This is a genomic window from Hymenobacter psoromatis (assembly GCF_020012125.1).
Lineage (GTDB): Bacteria > Bacteroidota > Bacteroidia > Cytophagales > Hymenobacteraceae > Hymenobacter > Hymenobacter psoromatis.
Map to the genome: position 1 here is coordinate 2,136,945 of NZ_JAIFAG010000001.1, position 18,663 is coordinate 2,155,607.

Below are 18,663 nucleotides of genomic sequence, written 5' to 3' on the forward strand. Positions count from 1 at the left end.
CGGGGCCGGCAAGGTAATACGAAAAAAGACGGCAGGCAGGTAGCTTCAAGGTCGTTTGGCCAGGAAAAGCCTTGTTAGGGCCGGCACGTCGAGTACCAGGCACAGTTGGCCGCTGCCCAGCAGGGTGACGCCTCCAAACAGGTCAATGGTGTCGAGTGGCTTGCTCAAAGACTTCACTACGATACTCTGTTGGCGCAGAAAGCGGTCAATGAGGAGACCTAAGCGGCGGTTGTTGTAGCTGACTACCAGCACTTGGTGCAGGTCCTCAGCGGGGGGTAGGTCGGCGCGGGTGGCGCGGGGTAGCAGCTCATCGCCCTCGGCATAGAGGAGCTGGCGCAAGGGCACTAGTGGCACGTTCTCTTCCTGCACGCGGGTCATCAGCAGGCCTCCTACGGCAAAAATCTGGTCGTTGGCTAGCGCTAGCACGGTGTCGGTATGCAGTAAGGGCACGGCATAGGCGCGGGCATCCAGCTCGATGAGCAGAGCCCCCTTCACGGCAATGGAGGTGGGTAGGACCAGCGTAAACGTGGTGCCCTGGCCCAGCCGCGAATCGACGCGCAGCCGCCCACCGAGCGAGTCGATGGCCAGCTTCACCACGTCGAGGCCCACGCCGCGGCCCGAAATATCGGTTACTTGCTCAGCCATCGAAAAGCCCGGCTCAAACAGCAGCGCCCACACGTCCTGCTCGTCGAGGTCGGCGGCGGCGGCGGCCGTTACTACCCCCTTGCGGATGGCCTTCTGGCGCACAGCCTCGGTATCAATGCCCCGGCCGTCGTCCCGCACTTGTATCAGCACGTCGTCGCGTTCGGTCAGGGCCGAGATGCGTAGCTGCCCGGTAGCGGGCTTGCCAGCAGCCTCGCGGGTGGCGGGGTCTTCGAGGCCGTGGCTCACGGCGTTACGCACAATGTGCAGCAGCGCGTCGGTGATAAGCTGCAATACGTTGCGGTCAATCTGCACGTCCTGGCCGCTCAGGGCCAGTTCCACTTGCTTGTTTTCGGCGGCGGCCACGTCGCGCACTACCCTCGGAAATTTATTGAGCAGCACCCCGGCCCCGACCAGCCGCACGTCCATGACGGAGTATTGTAGGTCGTCGGAGATGCGGAACAAATGGCGAGCGGTGGCTTGTAGGGCCGGGTGGTTCAACTCGGCGGCTAGTGTCAGGATGCGGTCGCGGTCGATGACCAGCTCGCCCACCAGGTTGAGTAGGTTGTCGAGCTTTTTGACCGGAATGGACACCAACTCCGACAATTCCAGCTTGCGGGAAGCATCGGCCTCCGACTCTTCTTCCGTTACGTGGGCTTGCTCGACTTTAGGCTCCTCGCCTTTTATCAGGCGCTCCAGGTTGTCGAGTAGCAGCTGGGCGTTGTCCGATTCCTGGCCCGCGCCCACGGCCCGAATCATGCCACCAAGCGTGTCAACGGCCCGAAATGTGAGGGCGACCAGCGAACCTGTGAAAGTGCGCTCCTGCCCACGAATCTGCCCAAAAAGCGTTTCCATCTTGTGGGCCACTTCCCCCATGTCTACGAAACCCATCGCGCGGGCGTTCGCCTTAAGGTTGTGCATGAGCCGGAACAGTTCGTTGAGCGCCGCCGCGTCCTGCGGGTTGCGCTCCAACTCGCTGAGGTGGCGCGACATGGCGTCGTAATACTCCAACGCCTCGGCCATAAAAAGCTCCCGGTACTCCTGCTCGCGTGATTTCATAGCTGAACGGCTAACAAGTGACTACGATGCTCCCTACCCCCTCGGTACCGGCCAGCCATTGCTGAAGCGGGGCCCGTGGGCCAAGCATTAGCTAAGAAGGGGAAACGTAAAGACAAGCGAGGAAAAGTTAGCGAGCGGGGAAAAAACCGGATGACGTGGGCCGGAGCCCACGCCAGGGGGTAGGCTGCCTAAGCCAGCGAGCCGTCGCCTTGCAGGGCACTCCCCACAATTTCAAGCACTCGCTCTTCCGAGAAGGGTTTGACGATGTAGGCCAGCGCGCCATTTTCAATAGCCTCATTCACAATGGTTTCCTGGCCTACGGCCGAGCACATCACCACTTTTGCGTCGGGCTGCTGCTGGCGGATGCCTTTGAGCACATCGAGGCCCGTGTTGTCGGGCAAAATAACATCGAGCGTAATGAGGTCGGGGTTGGTAGCAACGGCCATCTCGAGGGCTTGCTGCCCGTTGGCGGCCTCGCCTACCACGTCGTAGCCGGCATCGGTGAGCATATTCTTGAGCATCGTCCGCATGTAGAACGAGTCATCGACGATGAGAATGCGCTTATTCATGTACAAGTAAAAACTGGAAGTTAAAAGAAAAGGAAGGTTGCCACAGATAACCGGCTGGCTCGTCTACGGCTTTCGCGCATCGGCGGGTGCATCGGGGGTAGGTGCCGAGATTTTAGGGGCCTTGCCCGCCGCCACGGCAGTATTGCCTGGCAAACGCATTATCTCACTGGGGGTAAGCAGCTTAGGCATATTCAGCACAATAATGATGCCCTGGCCGTCGGGAAGCTTAGCGATACCTTCTAAGTATTTTTCGCGCTGGCCACTGTCTTGCACAAACTCGGGAGCCGGCTCGATGAGGCTGACCGGAATGGTGACCGGGCGGGGCACTTCGCGCACCATCAGGCCCAGGGTGTAGTCAGGGGCCTCCACGGCCAGCGTGTAGGATAGCTCGGGCACCGGCCGGCCCGCTGGCCGCAGCTGAAATCGCTCCTCCAGGTCCACGATGGCAATTATATCGCCCCGCAGGTTGGCAATACCCTTGATGAAGGGCGGCGTCTTGGGCATGCGCACCACCTCCGGGGTAATGGTTACTTCCTTCACCTGCTCGATACGGATGCCATAGTCCTCATCGCCCAGGCAAAACACAATCAGCTGGACAACGGCCTCGGGCGCGGCCGGGGCCGGCCGGCCGGTAGCAGAATCAGCCATAAAATCAGTTAAAAATTGAGAGTTAAAAGTGCAGAGTTGAGGAAGGTCATGCTGATGAAAGGAGCATTTCTACCACGCAAGTAAATGTGTAGGATTAGTTGTGCAGTGGAGATGCTTACTTCGTCAGCATGACCCTCCCCAACTCTGCACTTTTAGCTTTACTTAGCCCGCCGGGCCTTGGGGCGCGCCGGGGGGGTAGGCGCGACCTCGGGCCCAGCGGCCGGCAGGATTTGAACGCGGCGGCTGGCCTTGGCCGAGGCAGCTGGGGCGGTAGGAGTCGGGCTAGTGACTGGCCGACGAATTCGGCTGGTGGGGCTTTGGGATGGGGCGAGCGCTTCGGCTGGCGTAGCGCTGGCTGCCCGCCGAACTGGGGCCGGCCGACGGGCAGGCGTAGCTGGGGCTGGGTTGGTAGCCGGCGCGGCCCGGCGCGCTACCCGGCGTTGAAGTACGGGCGCGGGTTCTGGCGCGGGCTCGGGTAGGTAGTCGAAGAGCTGGAAGGTTTCGAGGCCGTCCTGTAGGTCGTCGGCAATGTCGGAGAGGCGTTGCGAGGAGCTGGTCAGCTCCTGCATCGAGGACGAGAGCTGGCGGGCAGTGCCGGCTACCTGCTGGGTGCCGGTGGCCGTTTGCTCGGCAATAGCTACTACCTCTTCCACGTACTTCACCACATCGCCGATGGAGGTTTGCTGCAAAGCCGTGGCCGTCAGAATATCGCGGGAAGTGCGCAGCGTTTCGCCGCTGCTGGTGGCAATGTTCTTGAAGGCCGCGCTGGCCTCGAAGGTAGCATTCTTCCCCTTCAGCACCCGGCTTTCCATCGCGCTGATGGCGCTGGCGGCGCTGGTCGTATCCTTCTTCACGTCCTCCACCAGCGTCGCAATCTCGTTGGCCGACTTGCGCGAGCCTTCGGCCAGCTTGCGAATTTCTTCGGCCACCACCGCGAAGCCCCTACCCGCCTCGCCGGCGCGAGCCGCCTCAATGGCAGCGTTGAGGGCTAGCAGGTTGGTCTGCGAGGCAATGTCGGTAATCACGCCCAACGACTTGCTGATTTCCTGCGAGCGGGTGCTCAGCACTTCAATAGTACGCGAGGTCTGGGTGGCCGCGCTGGAGATTTCCTCCATATTCTTCACCACTTCGGCCACCGTTTTCAGGCCCTGCTGCGAGGTTTGTTCCCCCATGATGGCCGACTTGTTGACCACGTCGGCCTTGTTGGCCGTTTCCTTGGTGGCCGTCATGATTTCTTCGATGAGCTTGAAAGCCTGGTCGGTTTTGAGGGCCTGGTTTTGTGCGCCCTCAGCCATTTGCTGCATGGCCAGGGCCACGTCAACCGTTACCCGGCTCATTTCCTGGCCTTTGTCCACCATTTCTTCGGACGAAGTACCCACTACCTGCGCCGAATCATTGATTTCGCCGAGCAGGGCGTTCAGCGTTTCCACGGCCAGGTTAAGGGAGTTCGACATGGCCGTGATGTCGCCCGCCGTTTGAATTTCCACCATCTGGGTCAAGTCACCTTCCGAGATGGCGCGCACCACGCGGCTTACTTCCAGCACCGGCAGGGCGATGCTCTCAATCAGGGCGTTCAGGGTATCCACCAGCTCTTTCCACGAGCCCGATACGCCGCCCACCGTGGCGCGCTCGGTGAGCTTGCCCTCGGCCCCGGCCACCCGCGCTACCCGGCTCACTTCGGAGGCCAGGCGGTTGAGGTCGTCCACCATCCGATTGATGGTCTGGGCCAGGTCAGCGACTTCGCCGGCGGCTTCCAGCATCAGTTTCTGGGTCAGGTCGCCTTGCGATACCGCCGTCACAATTTTGACGATGCCCCGCACCTGCGTGGTGAGGTTGGTAGCCATCGTGTTTACGTTGTCAGTCAAGTCTTTCCACACGCCGCTCACGTTCGGCACGTTGGCCTGGCCGCCAAGCTGGCCCTCGGTACCTACCTCCACCGCCACGCGCGTTACCTCACCGGCGAAGATATTGAGCGAGTCCACCATCTGGTTGATGTTGTCCTTCAGGTCGAGCAGCTCGCCCCGCACATCCACCGAAACCTTCTGCGAAAGGTCGCCGCGCGCTACGGCGGTGGTCACGTTGGCAATGTCACGCACCTGGCTGGTGAGCGAGGCAGCCATTGTGTTCACGTTGTCAGTCAGGTCTTTCCAAGTACCTTTCACGCCCGGCACGTTGGCCTGCCCGCCGAGCTTGCCATCGGTGCCCACCTCGCGGGCCACCCGCGTCACCTCGTCGCCGAACACGTTCAGCGAGTCCACCATCTGATTCAGGTTTTCCTTGAGCTGCAGCAGCTCGCCGCGCACGTTCACGGTTATTTTCTGGCTCAGGTCGCCCCGCGCCACGGCGGTCGCCACGTTAGCGATGTCGCGCACCTGGCTGGTCAGGTTCGAGGCCATCGTATTCACGTTGTCGGTCAGGTCTTTCCACACGCCGCCTACCCTGGGCACGTTGGCCTGCCCGCCGAGGATGCCTTCGGTGCCCACCTCACGGGCCACCCGCGTTACCTCGCCAGCGAAGATATTCAGCGAGTCCACCATTTGATTCAGGATGTTTTTCAAATCCAGAATCTCGCCCTGCACGTCTACCGTCATCTTCTGCGAAAGGTCGCCGCGGGCCACGGCAATGGCTACGTTAGCAATATCGCGCACCTGCGAAGTCAGGTTGGCGGCCATCGTATTCACGTTGTCAGTCAGCTCCTTCCAGGTGCCGGCCGAGCGCGGCACCACGGCCTGCCCGCCGAGCTTACCCTCGGTGCCTACCTCGCGGGCCACCCGCGTCACCTCGTCGCCGAACACGTTCAGCGAGTCTACCATCTGGTTCAGGATATTTTTCAAATCCAGAATTTCGCCCTTCACGTTTACTGTCATCTTCTGGCTGAGGTCGCCGCGGGCCACGGCGGTGGCCACGTTAGCAATGTCGCGCACCTGGCTAGTCAGGTTGGCAGCCATATTGTTCACGTTGTCGGTCAGGTCTTTCCACACGCCGCTTACCCCCGGCACTGCAGCCTGGCCGCCCAGCTTGCCCTCGGTACCCACGTCGAGCGCCACCCGCGTTACCTCGCCGGCGAAAAGGTTGAGGGAGTCTACCATCTGGTTGAGGTTCTGCTTGAGCTGAAGCAGCTCGCCCTTCACGTCCACCGTCATTTTCTGGCTGAGGTCGCCGCGAGCCACGGCGGTGGTCACGTTGGCAATGTCGCGCACTTGGCTGGTGAGCGAGGCGGCCATCGTGTTCACGTTGTCCGTGAGTTCCTTCCACACGCCGCCCACGTTGGGCACCACGGCCTGGCCGCCGAGCCGGCCCTCGGTACCTACTTCCTGCGCCACCCGGCTCACTTCGCCCGCGAACACGTTGAGGTTGTCAATGGTGCGATTGATGGTTTCGGCCATCACCTTAAAGTCGCCCGACACTGGAATCTGGAAGCTCTCGTCGAGGTTGCCGCGGCTGATATTTTTCAGCACCTTGCCCACTTCCAGCACCGGCACGGCGATGCTGTCTACCAGGCCGTTGATGTTGTTAATCATGTCGCGCCAGAAGCCTGATGCTCCATCGGCCGAGGCGCGGGCCTTGAGGTTACCCTCTACACCGGCGACCTTCGAAATGCGTGACACCTCGCCCCCTACCCCCCCAATCATCACCACCATCGAGTTGTACGCCTCGGCTATTTCGGAGAAGATATCGTCGTTCTGCTTGGTCAGGCGCACGCTCACGTCGCCCTTCTTAAAGGCATCGAGGGCGAAGAGCACCCGGTTGAGCTGCTCGTTCACGTAGTCAGTATCGGTCAGCTCGATATTGCGGCCGGTCCCACGCTTACGGGTCTGGTTCATGTTGCCATCAGAGATGGCGTCCGCGTTAGCTGCGGCCGTGCCGTTGAGGTCGGGGTCAGAAACGGCTATTTTCTTGGCGGTAGCCATGCAGGTAGGAGCAGTAAGAGTGGGGCAAGCGGAGGCTCGCGAGGGATGCGTAGCAAAAGTAGGCCTGCGGGGCAATCCGGCAATGCAATCCTTCTCGAAGGTAGCTTGCCGACCCAAGTCGGCCCGACTCAGCCCAAGTCGTGCATCTTTGTCCCCGTTTTCAACTTTTCGGGCGGGGCCCGCGTTCAGTAGCCACTGTCGCTTGCCTTTCCCCGCCTCTTCTGCCGCCGCATGGTCAAAAATCTAGTTATCGTCGAATCGCCCGCTAAGGCCAAAACCATTGAAGGCTACCTCGGCCAGGATTTCGTGGTGCGCTCCAGCTACGGGCACGTCCGCGACTTGCCTAAGGACAATAACGCCGTGGACGTAGCTAATGGCTTCAAGCCGACCTACGTGGTGGACGCCGACAAGCGCGAGCTGATTGCGCAGCTTAAAAAGCTAGCGAAGGAAGCCGAGATGGTGTGGCTGGCGAGTGACGATGACCGCGAGGGCGAAGCCATTTCGTGGCACTTGTCGGAAACCCTTAACCTTAAGGCTGAAAAAACGAAGCGTATCGTGTTTCGGGAGATTACCAAGCCCGCTATTCTCAACGCCATTGCTAATCCACGCCAGATTAACCTTAATTTGGTAAATGCCCAACAAGCTCGCCGCGTGCTTGACCGCCTAGTGGGCTTCGAGCTGAGCCCCGTGCTGTGGCGTAAAGTGAAGGCGGGCCTCTCGGCAGGCCGCGTGCAGAGCGTGGCCGTGCGCCTGGTGGTGGACCGCGAGCGCGAAATCAATCAGCACAAATCGGCCAGCGCCTACCGGGTGATGGCCCGCTTCGATGCCGGCCAGGGCACTACGCTGGAAGCCGAGCTGCCAACCCGCTATAAAACCCGCGAGGAGGCCGAAGCCTTTTTGGCCGCCTGCATCGGGGCCACCTACCGTATTAATAGCCTGGATAAAAAGCCGGGTAAGCGCAGCCCCGCACCGCCCTTCACGACCAGCACTTTGCAGCAGGAAGCCTCGCGTAAGCTGGGCTTTTCGGTGGCCCAGACCATGACCGTGGCCCAGAAGCTATACGAGGCTGGCCGCATCAGCTACATGCGTACCGACTCGGTGAACCTGTCGGAGGAGGCCCGCCGCACCGCGCAGGAAGCCATCACAGCCGCCTATGGAGCCGAGTACGCGCTGGAGCGGCAGTTCAAAACCAAGTCGGCTTCGGCCCAGGAGGCGCACGAAGCCATCCGGCCCACCGATTTTACGCTGGTGAAAGCCGGGGCCGATGCCTCGGAGCAGCGCCTCTACGACCTCATCCGCAAGCGGGCGATGGGCTCGCAGATGGCCGATGCCCAAGTGGAGCGCACCACGGCTATTATCGGCATCAGCACCCAGCCGGGCCTCACGTTTTCGGCTACTGGTGAGGTCATTACGTTTGAGGGCTTCCTGAAAGCTTACGCCGAAAGCAAGGACGACGACGACCAGCCGGCCGATGGCGAAAGCTCGTTTTCGCGGGGCCTACCCCCCCTCAGCGTAGGGCAGCCGCTACCCTTGCAAACGCTCACTGCCACCGAGCGGTTCTCAACCCCGCCGGCCCGCTACACCGAGGCTTCTTTGGTAAAGAAACTGGAGGAAATGGGCATTGGGCGGCCCAGTACCTACGCGCCCACCATCAGTGTGGTGCAGAAGCGCGGCTACGTGGAGAAAGACTCGCGGGATGGCAAAGAACGCAAGATTTATGCCTTGGCGCTGGCAGATGGCCAGGTAAAAACCGAGCAGCGTACCGAAACCTACGGTGCGGATAAAGCCAAGCTTTTTCCAACCGATACGGCGCTGGTAGTTAATGACTTCTTGGTCGAGCACTTCCCGGACATCGTGGATTTTCAGTTCACGGCCAAGGTGGAGGACGAGTTTGACCAGATTGCCAACGGGCGCGAGGACTGGGGGCACATGCTGGCCGGCTTCTACGAGCCGTTTCACGCCAGCGTGGAGCGCGGGCAGGAAATTGAGCGTAGCACGCTCAGCAGCACCCGCGAGATTGGCCTGCACCCCGAAACGGGCGAAAAAATAACCGCCCGCCTCGGCAAATATGGCCCCTACGTGGCGCTCGGCGATACCGAAGGCGAAACCAAGCCCGCTTACGCCAACCTGCGCAAAGGCCAGTTTATCGAAACCATTACCCTCGAAGAGGCGCTGGATTTGTTCAAGCTGCCGCGCGTGGTGGGCGAGCACGAAGGTAAGGATATGACGGCCGCGCTCGGTCGCTTCGGCCCCTACGTTCGCCACGACAGCAAATTTTATTCGCTCACTAAGGAGCAGGACCCGCATACTATCACCGGCGAGGAAGCTGTGATTCTCATCGAGGCCAAGCGTAAGGCCGACGCGGAGCGCCTCATTAAGAGCTTCGCCGAAAACCCGGATATTCAGGTACTGAACGGGCGCTTCGGCCCCTACATCGTGGCTGGCAAAAAGAACGTGAAGATTCCGAAGGGCGAAGAGCCCGTCGACCTCACCCTGGAGCGCTGCCTGGAGCTGGCCGCCGCTACCCCCGACAAGCCCACTAAGGGCGGCCGCTTCGGTAAAAAAGCCGCCGCCGAAAAGCCCGAAAAAGAAGCCGACGCCCCAGCCAAAAAAGCCGCTAAAGCGCCCACCGTAAAAGCGGCGGCAGCCAAGAAAAAGGCTCCGGCGAAGAAGCCGGCAACGGCCGCGAAGAAGGCCGCGCCCAAGAAAGCAACCGCCAGCAAGTAGCTTAAATCGTCAGTGTTAAGTAAGAAATCCCGCCCGAAACGGCGGGATTTCTTGGTGTATAACTTCGCGTTAATTCGGCGTTGAGTGGGCAGTTATACTTTAGCCCTATGCTTACTATTCGCCTGGCGCTGGCCGGCTTGGCTTTATTGCTTGCCCCTACCCCCCCTGGCCCGGTTTATCCGTGGCTGGCGACGCCGCCCGCGCCAGCGCAACGGCTGGCGCAGCGTGTGGCCCCGCCGCCGGGCAGCCGGCGCGTAGCCCTGGCACCGGGCTCGTGGGGCGAGTGGCTGCGCGGGCTACCCCTACGGGCTGCGGGCACCCCAGCGAGGCTATACAACGGGCAATTGAAAACCAACCAGGCCGTAGTGGCCGCCGTGGTGGATATTGACCCCGGCACCAAGGACTTGCAGCAGTGCGCCGATGCCGTGATGCGCCTGCGGGCCGAGTATTTATTCAGCGTTCATCCTGCTAAAATTCACTTTCACCTGACGACCGGCTACGATGCCTGGTTTTCGGATTTCGTGGCCGGACGCACATTTCGGGTGAAGGGCGAGCAGGTGCTGCCCGCCCCCAAGCCGGCCGAGCCCCCTACCCACGCGGCGCTGATGCGCTACCTGCTGCCGGTGTTCGGCTACGCGGGTACGCTGTCGCTGAGCCGCGAGGTGCAGCCGGTGCCACTGGCCGAGGTGCAGCCCGGCGATGTGCTGGTGCACGGCGGCTACCCCGGCCACGCCGTGCTGGTAGCCGACGTGGCCACCAACCCGCGCACCGGCCAGCGCTACCTGCTGCTGGTTCAGAGTTATATGCCGGCCCAAAGCATTCATCTGCTGCGCAATGTAGACCAGCCGACGCTGGGCGCGTGGTTTGCCGTGCCAAACCCAGCCGCAAGGGAATTCGCCACGCCCGAGTGGTTGTTTGCCAGCACCGAGCTAGGGCGCTTCGACTAGCGACCCCTACCCCCCTTGATTGCCTGAATGCCAGCCGCCGTTAGCTCCGAGAAATCCTGAATTACGCGGTCGGCCAAGCGCAAATCCTGACCTGGCGAGTGCGGACTGGCGTAGCCCACGCAGTAGATGCCGGCCGCTTTGGCGGCGGCCACGCCGTTGGCCGAGTCTTCGATAACGATGCACTGCGTGACGGGCGTTTCGGCCAGCGCTGCCGCGTGCAGGAAAATGGCCGGGTTGGGCTTGGATTGCACGAAGTCTTCGCCGCTCACCACGTGCGCAAAGTATGGAGCCAACTCAAAGCGGCTGAAGACCCGCGCAATCGTGGCCTTGGAGGCCGAGGAAGCCAGCACCAGCTGCACAGCGTGGGCGCGCAAATCTTCGAGGAGGACGCGCACGCCGGGTAGCAAATCCAGGTTGGGGTCGTGGTCAAAAATCTCATTAAACAACGCCCGCTTGCGCAGCAGCAGGCTTTCTACGTCGGCCGCTAGGCCATATTCGCGCTTAAGCTGCTGAAATACGTTGCGCGTAGACGAGCCCAGGAAGGAATCATATTCGGCCTTAGGAACGTCAATGCCCAACTCGGCGAAGTGCGTGAGAAACGCTTGGTGATGAATAGGCTCGGTGTCGATAATGACACCATCCATGTCGAAGATTACGGTGCGAATCATAGGGCCGGCCGCGGGGGCCATGAGTTGGGGCAAAGGTACCGGGCCGGCGGCCAGACTTGGGTAGACAGCGTAATTTGCGGCCTCAAGAGAGTAGTAAAAATGAGAAATTAAACGGGGGCTCATGCAAAATTGCTTGTCATTGCCTAACCACCCTCAAGTATTAATTTATCATTTTTAATTTCTATTCTGCGCCGCATGAATTTATTTTCCTATGCCACCCTGGCTGGCTACGAGTGGCAGCACCCGCACCTACTGCTGCTGCTGGCGCTGGTGCTGCTGCTGCCGCTGCTACGCGGGCTGCTGGCCCGGCGGCGGCGGCAGGTAGTGGTAGCCTTCGGGTCGGGCGGCCTGCGGCCCGACTGGCGGGCGGGCCTACGCTTCGTGCCTACCCTGGTGCTAAGCCTGAGCCTGGCACTGCTGGTGCTGGCTGCCGCCCGCCCCCAGCGCCCCAGCGAGCACCTGACCCAAACCGGTCGCGGCATTGATATCATCCTGGCGCTCGACGTATCGGGCAGCATGGAAATTGAGGACTTGAAGCCTACCCGTCTGGCGGCAGCCAAGCGCCTGGCAGCCAGCTTCGTGCGCAGCCGGGCTGGCGACCGCCTGGGCCTGGTAGCCTTTGCCGGGCAGGCTTATTCGCTGGTGCCGCTCACCACGGACTACGACCTATTACTTACTAATCTGGCCAGCCTGCGCCCCGGCCTGATTGCCGACGACGGCACGGCCATTGGCACGGCACTGGGCGTGGCCATTAACCGCCTGCGCGAGTCGCGGGCCAAATCCAGGGTGTGCGTGCTGCTCTCCGATGGCGAGAGCAACGCGGGCAGCCTCGACCCCCTGCTGGCTGCACAGCTGGCCCACGCTTACGGTATTCGACTCTATACCATTGGCTTAGGAGAAGATGGCTTCGTGCCCTACGGCCGCGACTCGCTCACCGGCAAGCCGCGCTACGTGCAAACCCGCCTCGACGAAACGACCATGCGCCAGCTGGCCCAGGCCGCCGATGGCCGCTTTTTTCGGGCCGCCGACAACGCCGCGCTCAAGCAGGTATTTGGGGAGATTGACCGGCTCGAAAAGTCTGATATTCGCACTCAGCGCTACCGTAGCGTACAGGATTTTTACCGACCTTACCTAGGCTGGGGCATCTTGTTCTGGCTGCTCTGGCTGGCCTCAAAAAGCACGTTTATGAGTAATGTACTAGAAGATTAAATAGTAAATAAATGTCTATCGCTGAAAATATCGCCGCTTTCGAGCAAAAGCTAGCCGGCACCACTGCCCGCTTAGTCGTCGTCACTAAAACCCACCCTGTGGAAAAGCTGCGCGAGGCTTACGCGGCCGGGGCGCGCGTTTTTGGCGAAAACCGGGTGCAGGAAATGGCCGCCAAACAGCCCGAGCTGCCCGCCGACGTGGAGTGGCACCAGATTGGCCAGCTGCAAACCAATAAGGTGAAGTACCTCGCGCCCTTCGTGCACACCGTGGAAAGCGTGGATAGCCTGCGCCTGCTGCAAGAACTGGACCGGCAGGCTGCCCGCCACAACCGGGTTATTCGGGGCCTGCTGCAATTTCACATTGCGCAGGAGGAAACCAAAACCGGACTCTCGCTGCCCGAAGCGGAGGAAATTTTGCAATCAACTGCCTACCAAGCGCTGCGTCATGTGCGCCTGACCGGCGTGATGGGCATCGCCACCAACTCGCCGGATGAGACACTGGTGCGCGGTGAATTTCAACAGCTGCGCCAGTATTTTGAGCATTTAAAGACAACTTATTTTGCCCAAGATAAGGAGTTTCGGGAAATTTCGATGGGGATGAGCGCCGACTACCCCTGGGCGCTGGCCGAGGGTAGCACACTCATTCGGGTAGGAAGCGCCATTTTCGGTAGTCGTGGTTAAGTAGTTTTGGAGCAGCATTTTACCGTTAGCCGCACGGCGCGCTACCAGCAGCTGGGTGAGCTATCGCCCACCACTACCCAGCTGTGGCTGGTGCTGCACGGCTATGGGCAGCTGGCCGAATATTTTATTCGGCACTTCGCGGCGCTGCACACCGCCGACCCGGCCGGTACGGTTATCGTGGCCCCGGAAGCGCTTTCGCGCTTCTACCTCTCCGGCACCGGCGGGCGCGTGGGAGCCTCGTGGATGACCCGGGCCGACCGCCTGGCTGAAATCGAAGACCAGGCCGCTTACCTGGACGCGCTGCTCGGCCACCTGCTGGCAGTGGCCCCGGCTGCTGTTCGGCTAACGGTACTGGGCTTTTCGCAGGGCACGGCCACGGCGAGCCGCTGGCTGGCGCGGGCGGTGAACCGCTGGCGGCCGGAGCGACTTATTTTGTGGGCCGGCGACTTTCCAGCTGATATTGAAGCAGATAATGCCCGGCAATTGCTAGCTGGCCTACCCGTAGCGCTGGTGAGCGGCGAGCAGGACGAGTACGTGAGCGCCGCGGTGGCAGGCGCGCAGGCGGCGGTACTGCAAGCGCACGGCGCGCGGGTCAGCCGGCACTCATTTGTGGGCGGGCACACACTGCACGCCGACTTACTGCGCCAGCTGCACACAGGCCCTACCCCCTCTACGGAGCCGTGAGCGCGCTTACTGAGTCCGCTTTACGGTGGTGGCAGCCGCTTGGGCGGCCGGGAATATGATGACCTCGGCAATCTGCACGTGCGGCGGGCGCGTGACTATAAACTGAATCAGGTCGGCGATATCAGCGGCTTGCAGGGGCTGCAAGCCTTTGTAGACGCTGGCGGCCCGGTCTTCATCACCCTTGAAGCGGACTTCCGAAAACTCGGTTTCAACCATGCCGGGGGCTACCTCGGCTACCCGGATGCCACGGGGCAGCAAGTCGAGCCGCATAGTGCGCGTGAGCATAGCCACAGCAGCCTTAGAAGCGCAGTACACATTGCCGTTGGCGTAAGCCTCGTGGCCAGCAATGGAGCCAATATTGACAATGAATCCACCCTCGCCCATGCGCGGCAACACGGCGCGGCTCACGTAGAGCAGGCCCTTCACGTTACCATCGAGCATGGCATCCCAGTCGGCCGGGTCGCCGTCCTGAATCGAGGCCAGCCCGTGGGCATTACCGGCGTTGTTGATGAGCACGTCTACGTGGGCAAACTCGGCTGGCAACCCGGCCACGGCAGCCTCCACGGCAGCCCGGTCGCGCACATCAAAGGTCAGCTGGTGCACCGGGGTAGGCGCTACCTCTTGTGCCAACTCAGCCAGCCGCTCGCCGCGCCGGCCAGTAATAACTAGTTGAAAGCCAGCTTTGGCCAAAGCCACGGCCGTAGCGCGACCAATACCCGACGAAGCGCCCGTAACAAATGCAGTTTTCATATGGATTTAAGCTATTGGCCAGTAACTAGTAGCGTCATTCAACAAGAAGCTGTCAGCCGATAGCTATCAGCTAACAACTAAAATTTTCTATTCAATATTCAAGTACAGCGTTACCGTGTTCGTGCGCAGGCTTTGCAGGCTATTGCTGTACTGATTGTTGCGCGGGTCCAGCACATTGCGCAGGCCGTGCGAGAAACGTAGCTCGGGCCCGAATTTGAAGTACGGATAAAATAAGTCGAGCCCTACCCCGTATTCCAGCAGCAGGTCGTTGCGCACTACGTTGAGTTGGTTGATGGCCGGCGTATTCTGGCGCTGCGTTACGGCCGTGCTGGATTTCAGGCCGCCAATCATATAAAAGCGCGTGTTGCGGCGGCGGTTCGACTGGTACTTGAGCAGCAGCGGCAACTCCAGCTGCGTGGTACCTACCTCCTGCGTGCGAATGGTGTCGGGCTGGCCCGCGCCGACGCTCTTAAACTCAACCCGGCGGGTCAGGAAGGTGAGCCCAGGGGTGAAACGCAGGTGAAAGGGCGTACCAGGATTACCTAGCCTAATGTCACCGATAAACCCAACTCCGAAACCCGGGCTGATAATGGAATTGGCCGATACGCCCCGGCCCTGCTGGGCAGCCGTGAAATAGGCATTCGACTGCTCGATGAAAAACCGCGAGAAGTTGGGCGCGATATAAATGCCAGGCCGAAAAAACCGGTCGTTGTAGTTAGGCAGGTTATCCACCGTAATACCCCTGATTTTGCCTTTATGGCCGCGGTCAATGTCGTCGCTACGCTTGCGCTGGGCCAGCGCCGGGCCCGCCACCAGCAGCAGTACCAGTAGTAGCCCTACCCCCCCCCACCGGCCGGACGCCCTCACTTTTGGGCCGTGTAAATGGAGCTGATACCAAACGTAAGGGGTTGCCATGCAGGATTGATAAAGCCGACGCGACCCAGAATGGCCACGAACTCGGCACCGTCGGGGAAAGCCTGCACCGACGCGGGCAGGTAGGTGTACGCGCTCTGGTCTTTGGAAATAACTTTGCCAAAGACCGGCAGCACCCGGCTAAAGTAAAAATTGTAAGCTTGCTTGAGCGGAAACGCCGTGGGCTTGCTGAATTCCAGAATTACGAGCTTGCCACCCGGCCGTAGCACGCGGCGCATCTCGGATAGCCCACGCTCCAAGTGCGCAAAGTTGCGCACCCCGAACGAAGCCGTAACGGCATCGAAAGAATCGTCCGCAAACGGTAGGTCTTCTGAATCGGCCAGTTCCAGCCGGATGCGATGGCCGAGCTTTTTGGCGGCTAGCTTCTGGCGGCCCACTTCCAGCATGCCAGCCGAAATGTCCACACCCGTTACCTGGGCATCGGGTGCGGCGGCACGCAGCGTTTCAATGGCGAAGTCGGCCGTGCCAGTGGCGATATCCAGGATGCGGGCTGGCCGTAACTCTTTCAATTTATTCACGGCCTGGCGGCGCCAGTAGATATCCGTGCCCGCGCTCAGAAAGTGGTTCAGGAAATCATATTTGCCGGCAATGTTGTCAAACATGCGGGCCACCTGCGATTTCTTGTCAGCGGCGTCTTCTTTGTAGGGTACTACGGCCATAGGGGGAGTGCAAAGAACGGCAGCGCGCCGCGAAAATTGCGTGAGGAGCGTTTAGCTAAACGCTCCCGCCAGCTAGCAGGACAAAAAAACGGCCGGACTGTTCGTCCGGCCGTTCGCTTTTTTTGAAAAAGTCACCCGTGCTACTCGGGCTTAATTTTCATTTTGGCTTTCTGGCCGTCAGCATCCTTGGCTTTCGAGTCAATCTCGCCGTCCTTGGAAACCGTTTTTGACTTCGCGCCAGCCGCGTCCTTAGTTTTCACCTTCACTTTGTCGCTGTTCTCGTCCACTTTAGTTTTCACCTTCGTACCATCGGCCATGCGCACTTTGCTCTTGCCGGGTAGCGGCGGGCCGGGGGTAACAGGCACCGTTTCCACGATGGTTTCGGTCACCGTTTCCGTGATAACAGGCATCTTTTCGCCTTCCTTCAACACCACCCGGAACTCATCGCGGCGGTTAAGCTGCATGTTCTCGGGCGAGTCATTGGGGGCAGCAGGGCGGCGCTCACCGTAGCTTACTGTGGTGAGGCGGGCGCTGGCTACGCCCTGTTTCACGAGGTAGTTCTTGGCCGCGTCGGCGCGGTTTTGGCCGAGCACCATGTTGTACTCGTCAGTATTGCGCGAGTCGCAGTTACCCTCAATCGAGATGTTTATCCCAGCGTTGGCCTTCAAAATAGCCGCCGTGTTTTTGAGCGCTACGATAGACTCCGGCCGTAGCTTGTACTTGTCGGTGTCGAAGTAAATTTTAGCGAAGCGCGAACTGGCCAGGGCCGTTGTATCGATGTAATCGACGTAGAAATTTTTGGTAATACTCGTCGAGTCATTCAGCGAAATCGGCACCGCAAATTCCTGGGTTTCAATATTCTTACCGTCTTTGTTCACGGCTACCTGATACGTACGGGCTGAGAGCACTTTCACCTGGTAGGTACCATCTTCCTTGGTCACGTCGCGAAAACTGATGGCTGTTTTATCAGCCTGCGTGCCGTTAAATACCAATTCTACACCCGGAATAGCCTGGGTGCTATCGCGCTTCGAGAACACCGTGCCTTTCACGATAATGTTCTTGATGTAACTGATGGTATAAAGGTCTTTCTCACCGTAGCCGCCGATGCGATATGAGCTGAGGTAGGCATAGGTGCCATCGGGGGCAAGGCGATAATACGAGTCAGCATCGGGCGTGTTGATGGGGTAGCCCATGTTTTCGGGCCGGCCCCACTTGTGGCCGATGCTATCGTATTTCGACTGGAAAATGTCGTAGTCGCCCATCGTGTTGTGACCGCGCGAGCTGAAAAACAGCGTCTTACCGTCGCGGCTGATGAAGGGACTATCTTCGTCATACTTGGTATTGATGACGCTACCCAGTGATTTTGCCGGTCCCCAGTCGCCCCCAGCAGTGCGGGTGCTGTAATAAAGGTCCAGGTTACCATCTTCCGAATACCGGGCGGTCGAGAAGTAGAGTGTCAGGCCATCTGGAGTGATATAAGCGTCTCCCTCGTAAGCTTTGGAGTTAATGTTGCTGTTGAGCTTAGTGGGCGAGCCCCACTCGCCATTAGCTTGCTTTGAAGCCACGAATATGTCGCCGTCCTCATCGCTGCGGTACATGAGCAGCTTAGTATCGTTGTCAAACAGCTGGTCCGAGGCGTCGTGACCCTTGCTGTTGAGCGCTGCCGACAGCGAGCGGGGCTTTTCCCAGTTGTCGGCATCGATGCGATGGGTTTCGACGATACCCTCGTAGTACTCCCCATCGGCCGCTGTTTTGCCCCGGCTCTTAGAATCGAGGCCCGGAATATCGGTTGGATTAGCGCGAGTCGTGAAAATCAGCGTCTTATCATCCGATGAAATAACCGGACTGTGTTCCGAATACTGCGTATTTACCGTCGGGCCTAGGTTCTTGACGAAGATATCCTTGGGCGAGTTGAAGAGAATTTTCGCGTTTTTGCTGTGCTGAATCAGCTGCGCTACTTCCTCACGGCGAGTATCGTTACGCTTTTTCAGGGTCGCGTTATACGCCTGGTAGTGCGTGATAGCCTCGTCAAAATTATAGTTCAGGTGGTCTACGCGACCCAGCCAGTACTCAATATCCCGCGAAACTTTAGGCTTCAGCTTCTGCGCCTTATAGATGTAGTCGCTAGCTTTTTCCTTGTCAAAGGACAGATATGCTACCCCAGCCCGAAACAACGCGGTGGCGTTATTAGGGTCCTTAGCTAACACCCGCTCGTAGAAGGGGATGGAAGCCCGGTAGTTTTCCTGATTAAACATCTTGTTGCCGGTTTGCAGGTCCTTGCGCGTGCTCTGAGCCTGGGCCGAGGTAGCTACGGCGACGGTCAGGGCCAGCGCGCAGGAAGCTTTCAGCAGCCTTTTGGATACGTTGTCCATTGAAAAAAGGGTGTTTGGAGAATTTTAAAAGGAGGGCGGAAACTAATACGCAGTATAGATTAGCCTAGGGGCGCGGAGCCGCTCATTATTGGCGACTTATACTAAAATTCAGCGATAGGGTTGGCCCGGTCGGCCAGCAGCTTGCGGAGAAAAACACTACCGCGAAGCGGCTTATCACAGCAAATATACCTGCCAGGCCGGGGTC

The 18,663-nt window shown here is 59.9% G+C and carries 14 protein-coding genes; 5 read left to right on the plus strand and 9 right to left on the minus strand.

Annotated features, from left to right (window positions below; translation table 11 throughout):
- Positions 1-45: 45 nt before the first annotated feature.
- The 4 genes from LC531_RS09230 to LC531_RS09245 all read right to left on the minus strand — a co-directional run bounded on the left by LC531_RS09230 (position 46) and on the right by LC531_RS09245 (position 6,829).
- Positions 46-1,701 carry a chemotaxis protein CheA gene (locus LC531_RS09230; RefSeq protein ID WP_223650009.1) on the minus strand — a complete coding sequence of 552 codons (1,656 nt, stop codon included), beginning with the start codon at positions 1,699-1,701 and terminating at the stop codon, positions 46-48.
- Between the two features lie 188 nt (positions 1,702-1,889).
- The gene (locus LC531_RS09235) at positions 1,890-2,270 is read right to left on the minus strand and encodes a response regulator (RefSeq protein ID WP_133657333.1); all 381 of its coding nucleotides are present in this window, start codon (positions 2,268-2,270) and stop codon (positions 1,890-1,892) included.
- A 63-nt stretch (positions 2,271-2,333) separates the two neighbouring features.
- Complete coding sequence (locus LC531_RS09240) at positions 2,334-2,918, minus strand: chemotaxis protein CheW (RefSeq protein WP_223650010.1); 585 nt, start codon at positions 2,916-2,918, stop codon at positions 2,334-2,336.
- A gap of 158 nt (positions 2,919-3,076) precedes the next feature.
- Positions 3,077-6,829, minus strand: a complete 3,753-nt coding sequence (locus LC531_RS09245; protein WP_223650011.1) for a methyl-accepting chemotaxis protein — start codon at positions 6,827-6,829, stop codon at positions 3,077-3,079.
- A gap of 231 nt (positions 6,830-7,060) precedes the next feature.
- Between LC531_RS09245 and topA the strand changes: the two genes are divergently transcribed.
- Entirely contained in the window at positions 7,061-9,556 is a 2,496-nt protein-coding gene (gene topA, locus LC531_RS09250) for a type I DNA topoisomerase (protein WP_223650012.1), read from the plus strand.
- A gap of 107 nt (positions 9,557-9,663) precedes the next feature.
- A complete protein-coding gene (locus LC531_RS09255; protein WP_223650013.1) occupies positions 9,664-10,503 on the plus strand; it encodes a DUF4846 domain-containing protein in 840 nt (279 codons plus the stop codon).
- On the opposite strand, the gene LC531_RS09260 is transcribed toward LC531_RS09255, so the two are convergent.
- A complete protein-coding gene (locus LC531_RS09260) occupies positions 10,500-11,171 on the minus strand; it encodes an HAD family hydrolase (RefSeq protein WP_223650014.1) in 672 nt (223 codons plus the stop codon). The genes LC531_RS09255 and LC531_RS09260 overlap by 4 nt on opposite strands.
- Before the next feature lie 195 nt (positions 11,172-11,366).
- On the opposite strand from LC531_RS09260, the gene LC531_RS09265 reads away from it, so the two are divergent.
- The 3 genes from LC531_RS09265 to LC531_RS09275 are packed head-to-tail and all read left to right on the plus strand — an operon-like array spanning position 11,367 to position 13,744.
- Positions 11,367-12,380 (plus strand): VWA domain-containing protein, encoded by a 1,014-nt coding sequence (locus tag LC531_RS09265; RefSeq protein ID WP_223650015.1) that lies wholly within the window; start codon positions 11,367-11,369, stop codon positions 12,378-12,380.
- An 11-nt stretch (positions 12,381-12,391) separates the two neighbouring features.
- On the plus strand, positions 12,392-13,060 hold the full coding sequence (locus tag LC531_RS09270) for a YggS family pyridoxal phosphate-dependent enzyme (RefSeq protein WP_223650016.1): 669 nt from the start codon (positions 12,392-12,394) through the stop codon (positions 13,058-13,060).
- A gap of 6 nt (positions 13,061-13,066) precedes the next feature.
- Complete coding sequence (locus LC531_RS09275) at positions 13,067-13,744, plus strand: alpha/beta hydrolase (protein ID WP_223650017.1); 678 nt, start codon at positions 13,067-13,069, stop codon at positions 13,742-13,744.
- Between the two features lie 6 nt (positions 13,745-13,750).
- Here LC531_RS09275 and LC531_RS09280 read toward each other — a convergent pair whose 3' ends face one another.
- The 4 genes from LC531_RS09280 to LC531_RS09295 all read right to left on the minus strand — a co-directional run bounded on the left by LC531_RS09280 (position 13,751) and on the right by LC531_RS09295 (position 18,458).
- On the minus strand, positions 13,751-14,494 hold the full coding sequence (locus LC531_RS09280) for an SDR family NAD(P)-dependent oxidoreductase (protein WP_223650018.1): 744 nt from the start codon (positions 14,492-14,494) through the stop codon (positions 13,751-13,753).
- 87 nt (positions 14,495-14,581) lie between these two features.
- Entirely contained in the window at positions 14,582-15,361 is a 780-nt protein-coding gene (gene porT / locus LC531_RS09285) for a type IX secretion/gliding motility protein PorT/SprT (RefSeq protein WP_223650019.1), read from the minus strand.
- Complete coding sequence (gene ubiE / locus LC531_RS09290; protein ID WP_223650020.1) at positions 15,358-16,086, minus strand: bifunctional demethylmenaquinone methyltransferase/2-methoxy-6-polyprenyl-1,4-benzoquinol methylase UbiE; 729 nt, start codon at positions 16,084-16,086, stop codon at positions 15,358-15,360. Before ubiE ends, porT begins: the two co-directional genes overlap by 4 nt.
- 140 nt (positions 16,087-16,226) lie before the next feature.
- A complete protein-coding gene (locus LC531_RS09295) occupies positions 16,227-18,458 on the minus strand; it encodes an OmpA family protein (RefSeq protein WP_223650021.1) in 2,232 nt (743 codons plus the stop codon).
- Positions 18,459-18,663: the final 205 nt, after the last annotated feature.